Annotated in this window: 15 protein-coding genes; 6 read left to right on the top strand and 9 right to left on the bottom strand. The window is 37.4% G+C overall.

The annotated features are described in order from the left end of the window. Positions 1 to 25: 25 nt before the first annotated feature. The 4 genes from KO02_RS06245 (at position 26) to KO02_RS06260 (ending at position 4,200) form a co-directional block, all read left to right on the top strand. Entirely contained in the window at positions 26 to 2,467 is a 2,442-nt protein-coding gene (locus KO02_RS06245; RefSeq protein ID WP_038696767.1) for a bifunctional UDP-N-acetylmuramoyl-tripeptide:D-alanyl-D-alanine ligase/alanine racemase, read from the top strand. 47 nt (positions 2,468 to 2,514) lie between these two features. Further along, positions 2,515 to 3,111, top strand: coding sequence for a DUF502 domain-containing protein (locus KO02_RS06250; protein ID WP_038696768.1), 597 nt, complete (start codon positions 2,515 to 2,517; stop codon positions 3,109 to 3,111). A 97-nt stretch (positions 3,112 to 3,208) separates the two neighbouring features. Continuing rightward, a complete protein-coding gene (locus tag KO02_RS06255; protein WP_038696770.1) occupies positions 3,209 to 3,571 on the top strand; it encodes an iron chaperone in 363 nt (120 codons plus the stop codon). Positions 3,572 to 3,576: 5 nt separating this feature from the next. Beyond that, positions 3,577 to 4,200, top strand: coding sequence for a hypothetical protein (locus tag KO02_RS06260; RefSeq protein WP_038696772.1), 624 nt, complete (start codon positions 3,577 to 3,579; stop codon positions 4,198 to 4,200). Here KO02_RS06260 and KO02_RS06265 read toward each other — a convergent pair. The 7 genes from KO02_RS06265 to KO02_RS06295 form a co-directional block, all read right to left on the bottom strand. Continuing rightward, positions 4,197 to 4,973 (bottom strand): Cof-type HAD-IIB family hydrolase, encoded by a 777-nt coding sequence (locus tag KO02_RS06265; RefSeq protein WP_038696774.1) that lies wholly within the window; start codon positions 4,971 to 4,973, stop codon positions 4,197 to 4,199. The two genes, KO02_RS06260 and KO02_RS06265, sit on opposite strands and share 4 nt — an antisense overlap. Positions 4,974 to 5,073: 100 nt before the next feature. Next, positions 5,074 to 5,937, bottom strand: a complete 864-nt coding sequence (locus KO02_RS06270) for an alpha/beta hydrolase (protein WP_038696776.1) — start codon at positions 5,935 to 5,937, stop codon at positions 5,074 to 5,076. Between the two features lie 169 nt (positions 5,938 to 6,106). After that, positions 6,107 to 9,460, bottom strand: a complete 3,354-nt coding sequence (locus KO02_RS06275; protein ID WP_038696778.1) for a DEAD/DEAH box helicase — start codon at positions 9,458 to 9,460, stop codon at positions 6,107 to 6,109. Positions 9,461 to 9,621: 161 nt separating this feature from the next. Then, positions 9,622 to 10,221, bottom strand: a complete 600-nt coding sequence (locus KO02_RS06280; protein WP_038696780.1) for a hypothetical protein — start codon at positions 10,219 to 10,221, stop codon at positions 9,622 to 9,624. Between the two features lie 86 nt (positions 10,222 to 10,307). Next, positions 10,308 to 10,871 (bottom strand): GNAT family N-acetyltransferase, encoded by a 564-nt coding sequence (locus KO02_RS06285; protein WP_038696782.1) that lies wholly within the window; start codon positions 10,869 to 10,871, stop codon positions 10,308 to 10,310. Between the two features lies 1 nt (position 10,872). Then, positions 10,873 to 12,951 (bottom strand): TonB-dependent receptor, encoded by a 2,079-nt coding sequence (locus KO02_RS06290; protein ID WP_038696784.1) that lies wholly within the window; start codon positions 12,949 to 12,951, stop codon positions 10,873 to 10,875. Between the two features lie 62 nt (positions 12,952 to 13,013). Next, the gene (locus tag KO02_RS06295; protein ID WP_051959781.1) at positions 13,014 to 14,342 is read right to left on the bottom strand and encodes a BamA/TamA family outer membrane protein; all 1,329 of its coding nucleotides are present in this window, start codon (positions 14,340 to 14,342) and stop codon (positions 13,014 to 13,016) included. Between the two features lie 182 nt (positions 14,343 to 14,524). Here KO02_RS06295 and KO02_RS06300 point away from each other — a divergent pair, with 182 nt between their 5' ends. Next, positions 14,525 to 16,396: a M1 family metallopeptidase gene (locus KO02_RS06300; RefSeq protein WP_038696786.1), complete on the top strand. Its 1,872-nt coding sequence runs from the start codon at positions 14,525 to 14,527 to the stop codon at positions 16,394 to 16,396. A gap of 129 nt (positions 16,397 to 16,525) precedes the next feature. Here KO02_RS06300 and KO02_RS06305 read toward each other — a convergent pair whose 3' ends face one another. Continuing rightward, a complete protein-coding gene (locus KO02_RS06305) occupies positions 16,526 to 16,981 on the bottom strand; it encodes a hypothetical protein (RefSeq protein ID WP_038696788.1) in 456 nt (151 codons plus the stop codon). Then, complete coding sequence (locus KO02_RS06310) at positions 16,981 to 17,550, bottom strand: hypothetical protein (RefSeq protein ID WP_038696790.1); 570 nt, start codon at positions 17,548 to 17,550, stop codon at positions 16,981 to 16,983. The genes KO02_RS06305 and KO02_RS06310 overlap by 1 nt, the downstream gene beginning before the upstream one ends. Before the next feature lie 182 nt (positions 17,551 to 17,732). On the opposite strand from KO02_RS06310, the gene KO02_RS06315 reads away from it, so the two are divergent. After that, positions 17,733 to 19,424: a sodium/sugar symporter gene (locus KO02_RS06315; RefSeq protein WP_038696792.1), complete on the top strand. Its 1,692-nt coding sequence runs from the start codon at positions 17,733 to 17,735 to the stop codon at positions 19,422 to 19,424. Positions 19,425 to 19,477 lie beyond the last annotated feature (53 nt).

Genomic DNA, 19,477 nt, shown 5'->3' on the forward strand with positions numbered 1-19,477 from the left:
CTTTGATTGAATAAAACTTTATATAATGTATACCATAGCGGATATTTCGGAGATTGTAGCACCTCAAAGATCGATTATTGTAGCCCATGAATCCATCATTCAAAATTTGATTTATGATACGCGTAAGATCATGAATGCAGAAACAGGTTTGTTTTTTGCATTGGTCAACCGTAGGGATGGGCATGATTTCATCATGGATGCTTACAGAAAAGGTGTCCGAAACTTTGTCTTGCAAAATGATCTACAACAGGAGCTTGTATTGACTGATGCCAATATCTTATGGGTGCCAGATACATTTTTGGCCTTACAAGCGATAGCTGCTTTTCAAAGAAAGAAATTCAAATCTCCAGTCTTGGGAATAACGGGGAGCAATGGTAAAACCATTGTCAAAGAATGGTTATTCCAATTATTGTCTCCTGAATACAAGATCTACCGTAGTCCCAAAAGCTACAACTCACAATTAGGGGTTGCATTATCACTTTGGGAGTTAAATGAGCAGTATAACTTTGCCATCATAGAAGCGGGTATCAGTGAAGTAGGCGAAATGGCTAGGTTGGAAAAAATGATTAAACCCACGCATGGTGTATTGACCAATATTGGTGTTGCGCATAGAGAGGGCTTCCAATCCAAAGAGGAAAAAATTGATGAAAAATTAAAACTCTTTACAGATGCGGAAGTATTGGTCTATCCGCAGAAATATTTGGAACATGTCTATATGCCTTCTCAGATTTATAAATTTGCTTGGGGTGATGAGGAGTCCTGCCAATTGGAAGTGTATTCCCTAAAAAAGGAAGACAATCAATCGACCTTGGTCAGTTTATGTTTTTCACGTCAGATCTTTACTGTAAAAATTCCTTTTGTCGATCAAGCTTCCATTGAAAATGCCATTTCTTGCATTGGGGTGATGATTACCTTTGGATATGATGTAAAGGTAATTGCTGAACGTATCGCAACTTTACAACCAATGGAGATGCGTTTGGAGTTGAAGAAAGGGAAACAGAACAGTTCCATTATCGATGATTCTTATAGTAATGATTTAGTGGCGTTGCAAATCGCATTGGATTTTTTAAAGCAACAGAAGCAACACTTGCGTAAGATCCTGATTCTATCGGATATTCCAGGTGTTCAGGTAAAGGATGAAAAGACATTTGGTAAATTGAAACGCTTGATTTCGGAGAGTGGATTGACCGAGTTGATTTTTATAGGACCGGTCTTAGGTCAATTGGTTTCTCAGTTTACATTGCCGATAACAAATTATGCAGACACAAAATCATTTCTTGAAGACCTCAAGCATATCAATTATAGCGATGCTACGATTCTGATTAAAGGTGCTCGGGATTACCACTTCGAGCAGATCAGTAAGCGGTTGGTAGCAAAATCGCACGATACGACCTTAGAAATTAATCTCAATGCGCTCGAGCATAACCTCAATGTATATCGCGGATTATTGCCTCCAGGTGTTAAATTAATGGCTATGGTGAAGGCTTTTTCCTATGGTAGTGGAAGTTTTGAAATCGCTAATTTATTGCAGTTTAATCATGTGGATTACTTAACAGTTGCGTTTACGGATGAGGGGGTGGATCTAAGGAATGGAGGCATTACCTTGCCTATCGTGGTGATGAGCCCAGATGAGAATGCTTTTGACGCGATAGTGCAGCACAGATTGGAACCCGAAATCTATAGTTTTAGAATTTTGAACTCTTTTATTCGTTATCTAAAGCAACATGATTTGAAGGGATTTCCTGTTCATATCAAAGTAGATACCGGAATGCACCGATTGGGATTTATGCCCGAGGAAATAGAGGCATTGCTAGCTGTTTTAAAAAATCAAGAAGTGATTAGGGTGCAGTCCGTATTCTCACATCTTGCTTCTGCAGGAAATGTTGTCGATGATAAGTTTACTGGAAATCAGATTCAGTTGTTGGACGAGTTTACGGCTCAGTTAAAACAGGAATTAGGCTATTCATTTATTCGTCATATAGCCGCAACTTCTGGAATTGCTTTATGGCCTTCGGCTTATTTTGACATGGTCCGCCTGGGAATTGGTCTTTATGGAATAGACTTGGAAAGAGAAGACTTGCCCGTGAAGGAAGTGAGTGTGCTGAAAACGAACGTTACACAGATAAAACAATTGTCGGCTACGGAGACCATAGGGTACAATCGAGCAGGAGTAATACATCGACCTAGTCGTATTGCAACGATTAAGATTGGTTATGCCGATGGTTATGATCGTCGTTTTGGAAATGGGGTAGGGAAGATGTCCATTAATGGACAAATTGTAGCTACAGTAGGCAATATCTGTATGGATATGTGCATGTTGGATGTCACAGATATTGAAGTCAACGAAGAAGATGAAGTTATTGTATATCCTGATATAAAAGAGGCAGCTTTGGCCATTGGGACCATACCGTATGAATTGTTGGTCAATATCTCGCAACGGGTGAAAAGAGTTTATTTTTACGAGTAATTCAACGCATATTTTGCATATTTGTAGGGTCTATAGGAACAAGTAATATGTTGTCAAAATTAGTAAGATCTTTTTTAAATTATCTCATAAAAGGAACCTTGGTGGTCGTTCCTTTAGCTGGTGCTGTTTTTCTAATTGTTTGGATCGTTGCTTCGGTGGATTCGGCATTGAACCTAACCGGTTTATTTCTGGAGGATGAAACTGGACATCCGGTATATATTCCAGGGATCGGTATCTTAACTGTCATATTGATTCTGGTATTGGCAGGAATCGTCTTTACAAACTTTGTAACAGACCCCATTAAAGGGTGGTTAAATCACCAGATCAAACGTATTCCGTTATTGAATACACTGTATTCTTCCATTAAAGATTTTACCGAAGCATTTGTTGGCGATGCCAAAAAATTCAATGTACCTGTATTGGTAAAAGTGAATGAAATAGGGGTGAGTAAAATTGGCTTCTTGACACAGTCCGATTTATCAAAAATTAAGCTGACAGATGAAGTGGTCGTTTATTTCCCATATTCTTACTCATTTGCGGGGCAGGTTGTTGTTGTAAAATCTTCTTTAGTAACAAAATTAGATATGTCCGCTACAGACGCGATGAAACTGGTGGTATCTGGTGGTGTCAGTGGTTTAGAATAAGATACAAACAGAAATTTTTATAAAAACAAAAGGGAATCATTGGTAAAATGGTTCCCTTTTGTTTACATTTAACTTGTATTTTAAATCGTAATCCGTGATGAATGTTGAATTTAAAACAGTGGAAGCGTATATCGCTTCTTTCCCAATAGAAGTGCAGCCTATCTTGTTGCAGGTACGCAAAACCATTTTACAGCACGCCCATGAGGCTACAGAGGGAATTGCCTATGGTATGCCTGCTTACAAATTAAAAGGAAAACCGCTTGTTTACTTCGGTGGATTTCAGAAACATATTGGCTTTTATGCAACTCCAACCGGTCATTCGAAATTTGAAGCCGAACTTGCTTCTTATAAGCAAGGTAAAGGTTCGGTTCAATTTCCACTAAAGCACCCGATACCTTATGAATTGATTGGGAAAATTGTTGATTTTAGGGTTTCAGAGACTTTGGAGAAATTTAAATAGCTATCATGAAAATAGGGATGGATCGATTATGGAATCGTTTATGGAGCAGTAAGGTTCCTGAAAACTTACAGGAACAGTGGAAGGATAAAGCAGCGCTATCTTATATAAACAGCCAGATGGATGTTGAGCTCATGCGTCTTTGTCTGGATAAAGTTAAGGGTGATTCAAAGGATGATACTTTTTTACAAGCTTTTCTAGATTTTCAGCATATTGCTTTGCAACCAACTAAAATAGTTTCTGCTAGTCTAGAGATCGACTTCATGGAAAGGTATGTGTCTTTATTTAGTCAAGTTTCTGCTGTAGATATATCCATAGGATGGACTAAAAAAGTAGAAAATCCGCATTTGTCAGTACCTCGATTTATTTTACTGCCATTGGTTCAAAATGCATTATGGCAAGGGTACCATGAAGCGGAAAGATATCCAATGAAAATCAAGATTTCAGTATTTGAAAAAATCATTTCATTGGATATTACAAATCATGTCAATCATCATATTGTCGATCAAAAAATCAGTGATGCCATGGATAACTATCAGGCACGTTTACAGTATGAATTTGGCGATCAAAATACACTTATTATGAATAGTAATGCACATACATTTCGCTCAAATCTAACGTTGCGGTTTTAGATAACCCCAAAGTGTGCTAAAGCATTGTATATACCATCATTATCGACATCATCTGTTATGTAGTCTGCTATTGCTTTTACTTCAGGGTTAGCATTGCCCATGGCGATACCATATGCGGTATGTTTTAACATCGTGATATCATTTCCACCATCACCAAAAGACATTGTTTCTTTCAAGTCGATATCAAAATGTTTGATAAAGATATCGATTCCTACTTGTTTACTTTGTCCTAAGGGATTGACATCTGCAAATAGGGGTGTCCAACGTGATGCAATAGAGTTCGGCATGATGGTGTCCATAAAAACCTCTTGTTCTTCAGGTTGAATAAAGATATTGGTTTGGAGTACAGATGACATATCAAAGTCTGCATAAGATCTTTGAGGTGGAACCGGTAAGTTTAAAAGTGCATACATAGAAGCGATTTCGGGAGTGACCTGAAATATCGAAATTTCCTCTTCAGACATCAATGAAAAACTAATATCATTTTCTGCAGCATGGTCGATCAAAGATAAAATATCTGCAGCATCAATACCTTTTCTAAAAAGTACATCTCCTTCTTTGGTTATGCAATAGCCTCCGTTAAATGTAATAAATCCGTCAAAGTCCAAGTATTTGATATGATCTAGACTATTGATAGATCTTCCTGTGGAAACAATTACTTTTATTCCTTTTGATTTTAATTCTTGAATGGCTTTTTCAGTTGAGGCTGGAACTTGATGTGTATCGAAACTAAGTAGGGTACCGTCGATATCAAAAAATACTGCTTTAATCATGCTTTAATATAAATGTGTGTATTACAAAGGTAATAATTAGAAAAATGTTTTGTGACCTATTGCTGTCATAATCAAAATAACGGTGCTATAGAGCCAGTTTTTAATCCTGTATCGTTTGAATCTTTTCCAATATAACTTGTACTGCTTCTTCTGATTTTAATATCCTTTCATGACCAACACCATTAAAATCAATGGCATCAGTTAAGGGATGGTTTTCGAAAAATGATTGTAAATAGGGGAAAGGAGCAATCTTGTCTTCCTGATCGTAAAGAACAAGATGATGTTGGTCTTCAGGAAAATGGTACAAACTATTTAAATGGAAGTAGGTCGTTTTCATGTTGAATCTTTTTTCAAAACCCTCAAAAAAATGCTGTTGTACTGTATGTGGAATGTTAACAAAATCCATACTTGCCGCAAAGTTCGCTTTTAGATCTACCAAAGGCGTGAGACTAATGATACGAGCAGGTGATAGCTTGAGGTTGGATAGCGCAGCGATGTTGGCCATAGCTCCAAGGGAATGCCCTATTGCTATGTAAGGTGCTCCATATGCCGTGATAATAGCTTTTACAGCTTCGATATACAAAATTAGATTAGAAAGTTCTCCCGCTGCCTCCCCATTACCAGGTGCATCAAAGGCAATTATCTTGAAATCACCGTTATTTAATAGTTTTTCAATGTAGAAGGCAAAATCTGCAGCCTTGGATCCCCAGCCATGCGTTAGCAGGATAATTTTATCTCCAGATCCCCAAGTGTAAACCGGGAACGACAACAATTCTCCTGTGAAAAACTCGTCTTTCACAGCATGTTGACTTTTAGAAGCTAGTTGTAATAATTGTTCTTGGTTATGTCTCAATGGCATCTTTGGAGAGTAGCAGATATAGGACCAAATCTGATCCATATATGCTGCTGCAGAAAGCTGTTCTGGAGATTTCAACTGTTCAATACTTTGTCTTAATTTTTTCATTGGAATATACGATTATGCATGACCGATTCGTTTTTTATAGGCTTACAAACTGCTTTTGGCAGTTTTAATGGTGTTGAACCTCATGGAGCAGAAGCTATTGTTTTCCATTTGAGATTCCTTTTGAACCCTATTGTTCTTGATCCTATCCGTTTAGATAGGGTCTCGATAGTTAATTGAACAAGGCCAGTAAGCGTTCTTTATTCATGAAATCTGCTATAGGATTATGCGTGTCGGCAAAGATGTTCTCTGCTATAGCTGTTTTATTTGCCTGCAATTTCATGATTTTATCTTCCACAGTATCCGGGCAGATCAAGCGTATCGCTGTAACATCTTTAGATTGCCCGATCCGGAAAGCACGATCGATGGCTTGAGTTTCCACTGCTGGATTCCACCACGGATCGACCAGATAGACTAAGCTTGCCGCGGTTAGATTTAAACCTGTACCTCCTGCTTTTAAGCTAATCAAAATAACCCTTTCTGCGTCGTTTTCTTGAAATTGCGTCACGATATGTTGCCTATCTCTCGATTGTCCTGTCAACTTTAGTGCCGATATTTCGTGTTTGGCCAATGCAACTTCAATGAGATTCAGCATACTGACAAATTGTGAGAAAATAATGATTTTTTGATAAGGGCACTTATCGCGTACCTGCTCCACAAGCATTTCAATTTTACAGGAGTCTTGCTCTACAGTAAGGTCTTCTGTTTTTAATAATTTTGTCGAATTACATATTTGACGCAATTTAGTGAGCCCTTTCAGTACGTGCATGGGACTTTTGCGGATTTCATCACCATCTTTCGCCGAGATAAATTCACGAAACTCTTTCTCGTAAGTATCGTAAATATGTCGTTGTGCAGGTTTCATTTCGCAGTAAAGTACCAGTTCATTTTTAAGCGGTAACTCTTTTGCGACCTCAGCTTTTGTGCGACGTAGGATAAAGGGTTTCACTTTGCGCTGGAGTTCCTCGAGTCTTTTTTTATTGCTAAATCCATCAATAGGGGTCGTATATACATCTTTAAAGTATTTTTTTGAACCTAATAACCCTGGATTGACAAACGATAATTGTGCAAATAAATCGAGGGTACTGTTCTCAATAGGAGTCCCCGTTATCACGATACGATTACGTGATTTTAGTTTAGTGACAGCTTGATACCGTTGCGAGTTTGGGTTTTTTATTTGCTGAGACTCATCTAAGAAGATATAGTTGAAGGACTGTTTTTTTAAATGATTGATATCGGTCAATAAGTTGTGATAGGATATCAATATCAATTCGTACTGCTCAAAATTTAGACAATCCTTTTGACGGTCAGGTCCCTGTAGCTCCAATATTCGGATGGATGGAGCGAATTTTTTCAATTCATTTTTCCAGTTGAAAATCAGCGTTGTCGGAAGTACCAATAAATTACAGTTGTGTTCTACTTTATTTCGTTGATCTAAGATAAAAGCAATGATCTGTATGGTTTTTCCGAGGCCCATATCATCAGCTAAACACCCTCCAAAATTAAATTCGTCTAAAAAATTGAGCCAATTTAGGCCATCCTGCTGATAACTTCGGAGTGTTCCCTTAAAATCTTTGGACAGGACGACAGGTTGTACTTGATCGATCTGTTGGATTTTATTTTTTATTTCGTTCAACCGCTCTTTTGCAGCTTGGGATAGCCATTGTTCTTCAAAGTACCGGTCTAGGGCTGTGTAGTTGGTTTCTGCTATCTGTAGAAGGGTATCATCGATAATTTCGCCTGCTAGAAAAAACTGCTCAAACTTATTTATCCATTCTTCGGGTAGTATACCTACAGTTCCATCATCTAAGGTGATGAATTTTGATTTATTGCGAATGGCCTTTTGTAGGTTTTTAAGAGAACCTTTATTTTTACCAAACTGTATATTCACGTTTACATTGAACCAATTCTGTCCACTGAGTACATGAATCGTTATTTTACCTTTAAAGGAATTGAATTTATTGTTTTTTATTTCATTAAAGCCGATGATGGAAATCTGATGGTTGCGCCAATCTTCAAAAACATTTAAAAACCAGTCTTGTTCAAGGAAATGTTTACGATGTAAATAGAAGTGCTGAAAATCCTCGTCGAGTTGTTCCTTAAAATAAGGATGTTGTTTCACAATTAAACTCACGATTCGAAGTTCTGCTTCAGCATCCCGTTTTACTAAGAATTTCTGTCCATGATGATCAAATCCGAAAATAGATCTCCTACTTCTTACCGGAACTTCCACATCTGCATAGCGCATGGTTGGGATTAGATTGATATAATCTCCCGATTCTTCCAGGTATATAATGGCTTCTGTATCGGTATAGAATTGTTGTTCCTTAATCTGTTTGGAGCTGGCTTTGGGAATGTGATGATAATTTACTTCTACAACTTCTTCCATAGCCATTAGAAAATCCTTTTTAAAATCCTCAAATTTGGATTGATGTACTTTGAGATGATCCGCTGTCGTGGCGAATACTTGGAAAAGTGTTAGAATTTGGGGAATCTCGATAAAATAAAAATGCTGTTGCACCTGTATGAAATGATCGAACACAAGGGGTAAGTTTTGCAGGGTATGCTCTTGACCTGCAATTTCAATATAACTTCGTATGGTGAAAAATGGTGCTTCCTGATCAACATCGATACGAATTGTTTTTGGCAATGGTCTCAGCGTGATCTGGATTAAACTATTCGCTCCAATATTTTGTGATAGCGTTTTATCATGCCTATAAATTTCTAATCCTAGCGGGTTTTTGATCAACATTTTAAATGCTACGACTTGTTGATTATCTTCCGCAATCGTATTTTGTCCTAAAAAATGTAGGGCAGTGAAAAACTGACTTTCGGTAATATCTTTGCTTTTCCAGATCATCTCTTCGCAGGAAATCTCTTGCAAGGGATTTTTTAACGTACCATTTTTTGTTCGATCTGATCGATAGAGTAATACTTGGGGGTGTTTGTAGTATTTATGTTCCTTGAGTACTAATATGTTCGTTTGCTGTTCTACTGCATTGTTCTCTTTAGGGAAAACCATTTCCTGTGGGAGAACTGCGCGCGATAGCTCCAGTAAATTATCGTCCTTTTTATGTATGTGTACTTGGTCATTGACCCATTGGATCTCGAAATAATCTTCCAATTGCTGTTCATCCTCTAGGCCATATTTTACGGCTATTTTAGTCAAATAGGACTGATAGGCAGCTACAGAGAAAAACAAGTGTAATTGTTCGTTTTTGATGAGCTGATTTAAAGCAATTTTTTGATGTACACAAAATGCTTCTGTTTCTGAACAATTACAACATAAGGAAAGTGTCGGATGATCATAGATAACGATAACCGTATAGGTGATTCCTAAAGATTGGATGAAAAATTGGGCTTCATTTTTTTGAATAGCATATACTTGTGTAGGATAGTTGATTTCTACCAAACCGGACATCCACGAAAAATAACGGTAACGGATGGTTTCATCGAAGATGATATCGGTCAATCTGTATTGGTGAAAATCGTCTAAATTTTCTAAAGAAACGGATTTTGTGTGCATGCTAGTCAAACTTAAAAAAAATTGTTTTATTTACAATTTTAATTCCGTCATGATCTTGTTTTTTATAGAGCGGTTGGTGAAATTATATCAGTTGAACCGTTTGATTAAAGGATTGTAAGGGGAAATAGAGCGTATATCCAGTATATGCTCCATTTGTTTTTTTATCCTCTTTCGCGTTCGAGCAAGATCATCATCATGAAACAGAGGATAAGCCTTGTTTCATCTTCGGGATTGATATCAGCTAATTTTTCCAATGTAAATTTGCGACCGAAGAAAGATGGCTTTTTGTGGAGCTGTAATAGCACATTCTCACGTTTGTCATACAAACTATAAGAAGGATTGAATATATACCCGGTGAGTATGTTCAGAATGGGGATTTCACCTAGGAGATTATCACCAACCTTTACCCACGCATTATCTTCTTTGATGAGATAATCTTCTATACCAGCACTATCAAAAGCGTTATAGTTCGCTTTCCATAGTGATTTCATTCCTTTTCGGCCTATTTTTCCGATGGTTTCGTTGGTCCTTGCATCTGTAATGGTATAGTTTGCATTGAAATCTAACCAACGATCAGCCTTTATGCCGTACAGTTGTTCTGAACGACTTTCGTCCGCAAATATCATGATTTCTTCTTTCAGTTTATAGAGCTTCTGACGGACATAAAAAAGCGTGCGGTTTTCACTATCCTTGATGGTGAAATCGTTGTGGAAGGTCGAAATCTTGAATTGAAAGTATAACGGAAAATTGAAATTACTCATATTTTTTTCATGCTTATATTAAAGCATATTAATTTTAAAGTTAGATAAAATTGTTTGGACTGAAAGGTCTGATTTATTTTTTGTCTTTACAATTGATATTGAAATACCAACATGTGTTTCATTTGTAATCCATTCTCTATGAGTGGTACAGGATAATTGTTTAGAAAGAAATTTTTGCGGATATGGTCCATTTCAAATTCATTTCGCATATAGAATTGATGCTGGCGATAGCCCACATCGGCAGTCCCAACCCATATTTTTTGAAAATGATGATCTCTTGCATAGCTTTTTAAATAGGAAAGCATGTCCGACCCAAACCCTTGTGATTGTTCATGGGGAGCAATAGCCATATTTTTAAGTTCGAGCGTATCGGTATCCAACTTCATAATAGCCATAACACCAATTGCTACAATGGATTTTTCATCAAGAGATGATTTGTTTTTATCGGTGATGGAGCTATTATGATCCAAACATCCAACTTGATTTTTGAGTGAATCTAAGGATATGTTGGTTTCTTTTGTTAGCATAAAGATCGAGCAATCATAAATATAGCTATCAATTATCTCTTTAGTTTCGTCCGCGAGCAATAATAGATCATAAGGTATGGGAGCATCATCTGCTAATGGCACTATGTTAACATGTTGTTTCATACTAATAGCTTAATTTTAATCCGCCGAAAAAGTTTCGAGTAGGAGCTGCATTATAGTACCTTCCTCCAAATGCATTGATATCATTACCCAAGCTGTATTTTTCATTCAATAGATTGTCAACACCTAGATAGACTTGCGCCTGTAGTTGAGTTGAAAATTTGAATCCCCAGTGCAGTTTTGCTTGAACCAGATGATAGGCTTCTGAAAATGCTGTATTTGCATCGTTCAAGGGAATTTTGGAGGTATAGTTATGCTGTATATTAAAACCGATGCGATGGGCGAGATCTAAGTTTGCCGCATGGACAATGACCCAGTCAGGCACTGCAGTGAGTTTGTTGTTGTCGTAATTTTCATCCTCCACTTGATAATTTCCAAAACGATAGTGATTATAGGTTACGCTAGAATTGATATATAATCCCTGAATAAAATTTTCCGTATTGGGTGTGATGATGTACCCCATGATGGAACTTTCAAATCCTTTTTGCTTCACCTTTCCAGCATTCTGATAATATTCTATTCCATCTGTATTTAATTGACGAATAATGGCATTATCCATTTGATATTGGTAATAAGAAAAGTCCGTGATGAAGCGTCGATTCATCCATTCCCATCGTAATCCAACCTCATGGTTATAACCAGATTCTGGTTTCAATTCCGTGTTGATTAGGTTGTCCGAAGAGCGTACTTCTGCAATGGTGGGCGTGGAGAATCCCGAAGAGATGGAACCTCGGAGCGCAAGGTTTGGTGCTAACAGATAAGATGTCGCAATCTTGGGCATCCAATTTGTTCCAAAGTTGATCTGTTCCTTTTGCGACGATGCGGTTGGATATAATTGTTTATAGGCAATTTGATTCTGATTTAATCCTATGGCACCTTCTAGGGTCCATCTGTTAGCTAGCGTCATTTTTGTTCTTGCAAAATAGAAATTCTGCCAGTTTTCCAATTTATCCGATGCCTGTTTGTCAGCAGCTATTCCTCCATTATTATCGTAGTTAGCGATATCATACCAACCCTTTTGTCCTTCTGTACCGACTTGTATTTGCCAGTCTATACTATTTTTTGATTCGTAAGAGAAGTAGCTGCGATAACCTAGGTTCTGCTCATCTCTAAATTCATAGTTCGTGATAAAGGGATTTTCTATTTTTGACGAAGAACCAAAGACGGTAGTGGTGTTGCTGATCTTATTGCTGATCTGTATCTGATGTGATATACCACCGTAGAAAGTTTTATTATCTATAGCCGCTTTTTGTTGTTTTGCGGATGGTGTGGTTGCTGTAGCAGGGCGAGCAGCTCTTGGATTTTCTTGATATTGAGCAAGCGTAAGTCCTCCAGGAGTCTGATAGTTCAGGTCGCTATAGAGCGCGAAAAGTTTTAAACTTGCTTTAGGTTTATAATTCCATTCATGCGCCGTTTGGAAAGTCTTTTTATTCAAAGCAGAATTTTCGCGATAACCATCTGATCTTGTAAAACTTTGATCGAAGGAGAAGCGATATTTTGCATTTACCTGATGTTGGGTAGAAAACTGTTGTTGTGCAAAACCAAATGAACCTCCAGCTAGATTGAGGGAGGTTTTAGATTCAATTTCTCGTTGAAAACCATTGGGTTTTATCACTAAAACTCCTCCAGAGTTTGGTCCGAAAATAGAACCATCAGGTCCTTTTAGCACTTCGATTTGAGCGATGGAAGCTGGATCGATGAGGTTCAGGTAAGTGTTTCCTCCCGCATCTGTCATCGGAAATTCATCGATATAGACCTTAACATTTCGAATACCAAAAGGTGAGCGAATTAAACTTCCACGAAGAGCCAAACGGTAGCTTCCTGGTGAGCGTTCTTCCATTCGTAAACCAGGGACTGTATTTAGGCCCGGTAAAAGGCTGGCGCTATGTTGACTGAGTAAGGTGTTTTGTCCTACTACGGAGACAGAACCCGCCGTTGTCAATAAGGCCTGCTTTGTAAGATAGCCCGATACTTGAGCAGTTTCTAATTGATAAGCAGTAAGGGAATCCTTTTTTGCTTCTTGAGCATATAGGGATGATGTAATGAATAATAAACAGTATAATGGTGACTTAATAACAGACATATCGTATAGTGGGTCAAAATATTTTGCCCTAAAATAACGAAAAACTCTAATTATGCCATCTTTTAAAATGTTTCATTGAGTCCTAAGAATAATCCACGTTGATGGTAGCCTCCGATCGCATAGTCTATACATAGGTTGGTGCGTGTCGCCTTGTTGAATAAAATACGAATGCCTGCTCCGCCTGCTGCTCGCCAAGATTCAAACAACTTGCTGTCCATATCATTATTGGTCGATTGGATATTAAAAAATGTTGCCCCGCTAATGAATTTGTTTCGGAATATGGGGAATCGATATTCTGCCTCATTATAAAAGTAAGAAAGGCCTTTGAAAAAACCCATGGTATAGCCACGTCCTGATCTTACAGAAGCATCTTTTGCTGTTCCAGGAAGATCTAAATAGGGAAGTCTTCCGGAGATTCTGTAAGAACCATAATTCCAAAATGCCAGTACATGTTCTGGATTCTCTTCCGATAAACTGAAATACTTTCTAAAATCTGTGGTGAGTTGTATCGCATTTTTACTACTCCCCATCCACTCTTGGTTCATCCGGATGCCGATGTCCGAATAAATCCCTTTATAAGCACGGTTTGGATTATCACGGGTCATGTATTGGACATTGAACAAAAGCCCATTCGAATTGAATTTCTCAGGGTCAAAGCCATAACGCTTGCTATAGACGTAATTGGGGTTGTCATTATTATCTGTCGAAGCTTTGATATTCCGACGAATATCAAAGGCAAACCCGGCTCCTAAAAAGAGATTGTCAGAAACTCTTTTGTACAGTTTTTCATTGATGCTGAAGGATGTATATTTATAGATATACATATTTTTATCGGGGTCGGTTAAGATATCATCTTCGTGTTTTCCCGTAAATGTTTTGGTCATGCCTAATCCGGCATCTGGATTGACCATTTTGACAATGGACCACCCACCCTGTATATTCCATTTATTCTCTTTTGTATAGATATTATGGCTGACATAGAAGACCATAATGCCTTTAGTTGTTACCGATGCTGTCGAAGCGGCGGTGGACATCGTTGTATTTGATTTATCACCAAGCACAATCCCCGCGACACCTTTGATACCGATTTGTGCACCGATAGTGGGGTTTAGGGCGACACCAGGCATCAGCGTAATTCCCGAACGTTTTTTATAGGGGTTTCGTTCCCTTTTGGGATGTAATATGTTGCGAAACAAATCGGAGATATCATACTGATAAATCGCATTTGAATCGATTTTGTGCTGATTAAAGGTTGATTTAGATTCAATTCTTGATGAATCTGATACGATATTGACCTGGGCTTGAGTAGTCGAAATAAAAGTTATAAACAGAAGCGATATACAGGCTAAAGTTAAGGGGTATGCATTTAAATTAGGTAGCGGTTTTTTCATTTATCAAGTTTAAACTGCAAATTTTTAATCGTTTATAGCGTTGTTTGTGTACGCTTGTATACTTACAAATATAGTTAAAAGAAAGACTTAAGATATTTCTTGAGACTAATTTTTAATTAATATCGTTTGATGGTTTGTACCTCGTTTTGTAACTACCTATCTTTATCAAAAAAATAGATAATATGAAATTAAAGGTTCTATTCAGTCTGGTATATGTTCTCACCTTTAGCATGTTGGTACATGCACAGGAACTTTATACACCTCGACATATCAAACAAGCTTACCAAAATGAAACACGTAGTTTAACAGGGGCACCTGGAGCAAAATACTGGCAAAATAAAGGTCGCTATGATATGCAGATCACGGTTGATCCTGTAACAAAAGTCGTATCGGGTAAAGAGCGTATTCTATATGAGAATAATAGCCCTAATAGATTAAATGAACTTGTCATAAGTTTTGTTAACAATGTTCACAAGCCAACGGCAGCAAGGGCTTTGGGGGTAAGTGCAGATTTTATTACGTCTGGACTGAAGTTGAGATCCTTGAAAGTAAACGATAAAATATACGAAATAGATAGTCAGGACTGGACAACGGTAAACCGAGTAAAGCTTAAAGAGGACATCAGCTCGCTGGCTGTCGCTACAGTTGAAATGGATTGGGAATACCCATTGTCTCTAGCGAGTGACCGTGAAGGGCAGATCGATTCTGGAACATATTATTGCGCTTATGCATATCCGCGGATTGCTGTTTATGACGATTATAATGGCTGGGATATGTTAGAGCATAATGGACGTCAAGAGTTTTATCATGACTTTAATGATTATCAAGTTGATATTCGTGTCCCTAAAAATTATGTGGTATGGGGTACTGGGAAATTACTCAATCCAGAAGAAGTTTTGCAAACTGAAGTATTGGGTCGTTTTAACAAATCATTGATTTCGGATGAGGTGATACCAGTGGCTACTTTACACGATATGCAAGAACAGAAAGTCACCAAACAACAGGAATGGAATACCTGGAGCTTTAATGCTGGGCATATTACCGATTTTTGTTTTGCATTGAGTAACCATTACGTCTGGGATGCCTCTAGTGTACAGCTGGCTACGAAGCGCGTAAGTGTTCAAGCCGCCTATTTGAGTGGGACCAAAGATTTTGAACAGTATGTTGGCTGGGAACGCTATTGTATTGATTGGTTTTCTAAAAATTGGCCAGGAGTAGAATATCCATTCCCAACGATGACAGCAGTACAAGGTTTTGCGGATATGGAATACCCGATGATGGTCAATGATAGCAGCGTACCTGATAATTTTATGGATGCAAGGCAAACAGTAGATCATGAGATAGCACATACTTATTTTCCTTTTTATATGGGCACTAATGAAACGCGCTATGCATTTATGGATGAAGGATGGGCAACGGCCTTTGAATTGCTCATTGGTATGGATGAAAATGGTGAGGAAGCCGCAAAGAAGCTATTCAAAGAGTTTAGAGTAGAAGGGTGGATTAAAGAACCCTCGACGGAACAGGACCAACCTTTAATTTCATTGTCTTCGCAATTGAGTGGTAAAGGTTATGGAAACAATGCCTATATCAAGTCAGCATTATCCTATCTGGCCCTAAAAGATTATCTCGGAGATGTGCCATTCAAAAAAGCGCTGCATCATTACATGGATAATTGGCATGGTAAACACCCAATGCCTTGGGATTATTTTTATTCTTTTAATGCCGGTACTGGGCTAAACCTGAATTGGTTTTGGAAGAATTGGTATTTCAGCAATCATTATATCGATTTGAAATTGGCAAAAGTAGAACAGAAAAATAAAACAATTACGCTGGAAATTGAAAATATAGGTGGATTTGCTATTCCTTTTGATGTGATATTGACTTATGTGGATGGTAAAAAAGAAAAAATCCATTTTACACCTCAAATTTGGGAAAAGAATGAAGCTTCAACAGTACTGAAATTAAAAAGTAAAGCTCAGGTAAAAGAAGTGTTTCTCGATAATGATATTTTTATGGATTATACAAGCGATGATAATCGGATGATATTATAAAATTGTATGGAGATACTAATTTCTTGTATTAGGACTATGCCTTCAAGCTGTATGTGCCATGTGATAGGGCATATACAGCTTGAAGGCATTTTTTTTGATTAAGATCTTACAAGATGAAGGATGCAATCCTTATTTTTTACTTTTTTTGATGTTTTTAAACATCATTTTTCGAAGTTGAAAATAACCAAGTGTTAGTTTTTGATTTGAACGGAGGTAGGGGATACTCATAATTACGAGTAGCGAGATACAAGCCGACGTGCCTAAAGCTCCTCCAAACCCATCAAAAAATTGGCTGGTATTGATGTAGATCAGACTATACACTAGACCAGAAAGGGATACGCCTATAAATGTAGACAATTGATGGCTCGAAACCATACCGACAAAAGAGGAACCAATAAAGATTAATGGGATATGATTGGCCAATTGTTCGGGTATGTATGTTGGGAAAAAATGAATAAATCCAGCAACAATACATGTTAGTAAGGAAGAAGATAAAACACCACCTAGTTTCAACTTATTGTTGAAATAATACGTGAGTAAACTTCCAAATACACCCGTGAATATGAGAATAACTGTATGAATCATTATCTAGAGAATAAAAATAAAATCAGGTAGGTGATGGCTACACCTGCAAACGCTAATGTTCCTAATTTTCCCCCTATGCCATTTAAGAGACTTTTAGAAATAATCAATAATACAGCTGTACATATACTGGCAGCAAGAATAAAATAAATATCTCCTGCGACCTTCGGACCCGACATACCGACAAATGAACCACAATAAATAGCTGGAGGTATATGCGATAGATAATTGGACTTCTTATTTAAATAGGGGATTAATGCACCTGCTAATCCAACGATACTTGCAGCGAAAACAGAACCTAATCCAAAATGATTGTGGAGGAAATAGCAACCAACAGCGCCTATAGGCACCCATACAGCGATGTAAATTTTTTCAAATGTTAACTTGTTATGATGAATGGGTGATCTGAAAAATGAATACAGTAATAGAAAGGAAATAATAACAATAAAAAATGATAAACCGATGGTGGAGTTGTTTTCCTTGAATATTGCTAATAAGAACAATAATTGTATTACAAAAAGCAGTAATAGGGAAGTATAGCGAATGACTCTATTTTGGGATGTTTTTGACATTATTTTGCAAAAGTACGAAGTTAATTGACATTGAAACAATCGAATATCAATTTTTTTATACTTTATGAGAATTGGTCTCAAGTCTATTTTGTGTCAAATTTTAGCATATTCTGAAATAAATATTTCTATATTTAGCCTCATATTTGAAAAATTTCAAAACTAAATCTATTAATCTTATCTAAATGAATACTATTTTAAGTACGAAGGATTATATTGTATTTTTTGTATACTTTATAATTGTTGCTTCTTATGGTTTGTGGATATACTACAAAAAGAAGTCTGCTTCCGAGGGAGCGAAGGATTATTTTCTTGCTGAAGGGTCATTGACATGGTGGGCTATTGGAGCCTCGTTGATCGCTTCAAATATCTCGGCAGAACAATTTATCGGGATGAGTGGGTCAGGCTTTAAAATGGGACTTGCAATTGCAGCCTATGAGTGGATGGCTTCCATAACACTAATCGTAGTGGCTGTATTTTTTATGCCTGTTTATCTTAAAAATAAGATATTCACGATGCCCCAATTCTTGAATCAGCGTTATAATGGTACAGTAGCCATGATCATGGCCGTTTTTTGGCTGATGCTTTATATCGTGGTCAATTTGATGTCTATTCTCTATTTAGGAGCAGTTGCCATTAGTGGGATTTCAGGTTTAGATCTGACCTTGTGTATTATGTTATTGGCTGTTTTTGCTATCATTATTACCTTAGGAGGGATGAAGGTAATCGGCTATACCGATGTTATTCAAGTATTCTTCTTGATTTTAGGTGGTTTAGTAGCTACTTATATTGCGCTTAATATCATATCCGATGGTAATGGTGTGCTAGCAGGTTTCACAACTTTACATAACGATGCTCCCGAGCATTTTGATATGATATTTAAGACCGATAATCCTAACTATATGGACCTTCCGGGTATCAGTGTATTGATTGGAGGGATGTGGATCGCAAACTTAAGTTACTGGGGATGTAATCAGTACATCACGCAACGCGCTTTAGGAGCATCTTTGCCTACAGCTAGAAACGGTCTTTTGTTTGCTGCGTTCTTGAAAATGTTAATGCCTGTAATTGTGGTTATTCCTGGTATTGCAGTTTATTATATTGTCAATAAAGATTTGGGCGCTATTGATGCATCGAGCTTATTGACCTCTACAGGAGCTCAGGATCCGAATAAAGCTTATCCAGCATTGTTAACACTGCTTCCTGTAGGATTGAAAGGTTTATCATTTGCGGCATTAACGGCAGCTATTGTGGCTTCTTTAGCGGGTAAGGCAAATAGTATTGCCACTATTTTTACATTAGATATCTATCAAAAAGCATTTAATAAAGATGCTTCAGATACAAGATTGGTAAATGTCGGTAAAATTGCTGTAGTGGTATCCATGCTTATGGGAACTGGATTGGCACTTATTTTGGGTGAGTCGTTGATGGGAGAAGGTAAACAAGGATTCCAATATATTCAAGAATATACCGGATTTGTTTCACCAGGAATTTTTGCGATGTTTATTTTAGGTTTCTTCTGGAAGAAAACGACATCAAATGCCGCGATGTTTGCAACGATCGGTGGATTTATCTTATCCGTTGTCTTCAAAAAACTACCTGATTTGATGGATTTATCTTTTTTATCAAGTACAGGTTTCTCTGTTTTAAACCCATCTTCTGGACTTTATGAAATTCCATTTATTGATCGTATGGGATTCGTCTTTATCATCTGTGTTATTTTCATGGTCATCATTAGTTTAATTGATAATAAGCGTGGTATTGTTCCGAAAGGATTGGAAATCGACGCGAAAATGTTCAAGGTGCATAATGGATTCCTCGTTGGATCACTCATTGTATTTTTAATAGTTATCGCTTTGTATTCAATTTATTGGTAATAGATGAAATGAAGCATTTTAAATAAGAAAAGGCATCCAATTGGATGCCTTTT

Source organism: Sphingobacterium sp. ML3W (assembly GCF_000747525.1).
Classification (GTDB): domain Bacteria; phylum Bacteroidota; class Bacteroidia; order Sphingobacteriales; family Sphingobacteriaceae; genus Sphingobacterium.

Coding starts and splice junctions, on each gene's coding strand:
- KO02_RS06305 (WP_038696788.1), bottom strand. CDS start 16,981: ATGATTCATACAGTTATTCTCATATTCACGGGTGTATTTGGAAGTTTA.
- KO02_RS06245 (WP_038696767.1), top strand. CDS start 26: ATGTATACCATAGCGGATATTTCGGAGATTGTAGCACCTCAAAGATCG.
- KO02_RS06315 (WP_038696792.1), top strand. CDS start 17,733: ATGAATACTATTTTAAGTACGAAGGATTATATTGTATTTTTTGTATAC.
- KO02_RS06260 (WP_038696772.1), top strand. CDS start 3,577: ATGAAAATAGGGATGGATCGATTATGGAATCGTTTATGGAGCAGTAAG.
- KO02_RS06265 (WP_038696774.1), bottom strand. CDS start 4,973: ATGATTAAAGCAGTATTTTTTGATATCGACGGTACCCTACTTAGTTTC.
- KO02_RS06270 (WP_038696776.1), bottom strand. CDS start 5,937: ATGAAAAAATTAAGACAAAGTATTGAACAGTTGAAATCTCCAGAACAG.
- KO02_RS06285 (WP_038696782.1), bottom strand. CDS start 10,871: ATGAAACAACATGTTAACATAGTGCCATTAGCAGATGATGCTCCCATA.
- KO02_RS06250 (WP_038696768.1), top strand. CDS start 2,515: ATGTTGTCAAAATTAGTAAGATCTTTTTTAAATTATCTCATAAAAGGA.
- KO02_RS06275 (WP_038696778.1), bottom strand. CDS start 9,460: ATGCACACAAAATCCGTTTCTTTAGAAAATTTAGACGATTTTCACCAA.
- KO02_RS06310 (WP_038696790.1), bottom strand. CDS start 17,550: ATGTCAAAAACATCCCAAAATAGAGTCATTCGCTATACTTCCCTATTA.
- KO02_RS06290 (WP_038696784.1), bottom strand. CDS start 12,951: ATGTCTGTTATTAAGTCACCATTATACTGTTTATTATTCATTACATCA.
- KO02_RS06255 (WP_038696770.1), top strand. CDS start 3,209: ATGAATGTTGAATTTAAAACAGTGGAAGCGTATATCGCTTCTTTCCCA.
- KO02_RS06300 (WP_038696786.1), top strand. CDS start 14,525: ATGAAATTAAAGGTTCTATTCAGTCTGGTATATGTTCTCACCTTTAGC.
- KO02_RS06280 (WP_038696780.1), bottom strand. CDS start 10,221: ATGAGTAATTTCAATTTTCCGTTATACTTTCAATTCAAGATTTCGACC.
- KO02_RS06295 (WP_051959781.1), bottom strand. CDS start 14,342: ATGAAAAAACCGCTACCTAATTTAAATGCATACCCCTTAACTTTAGCC.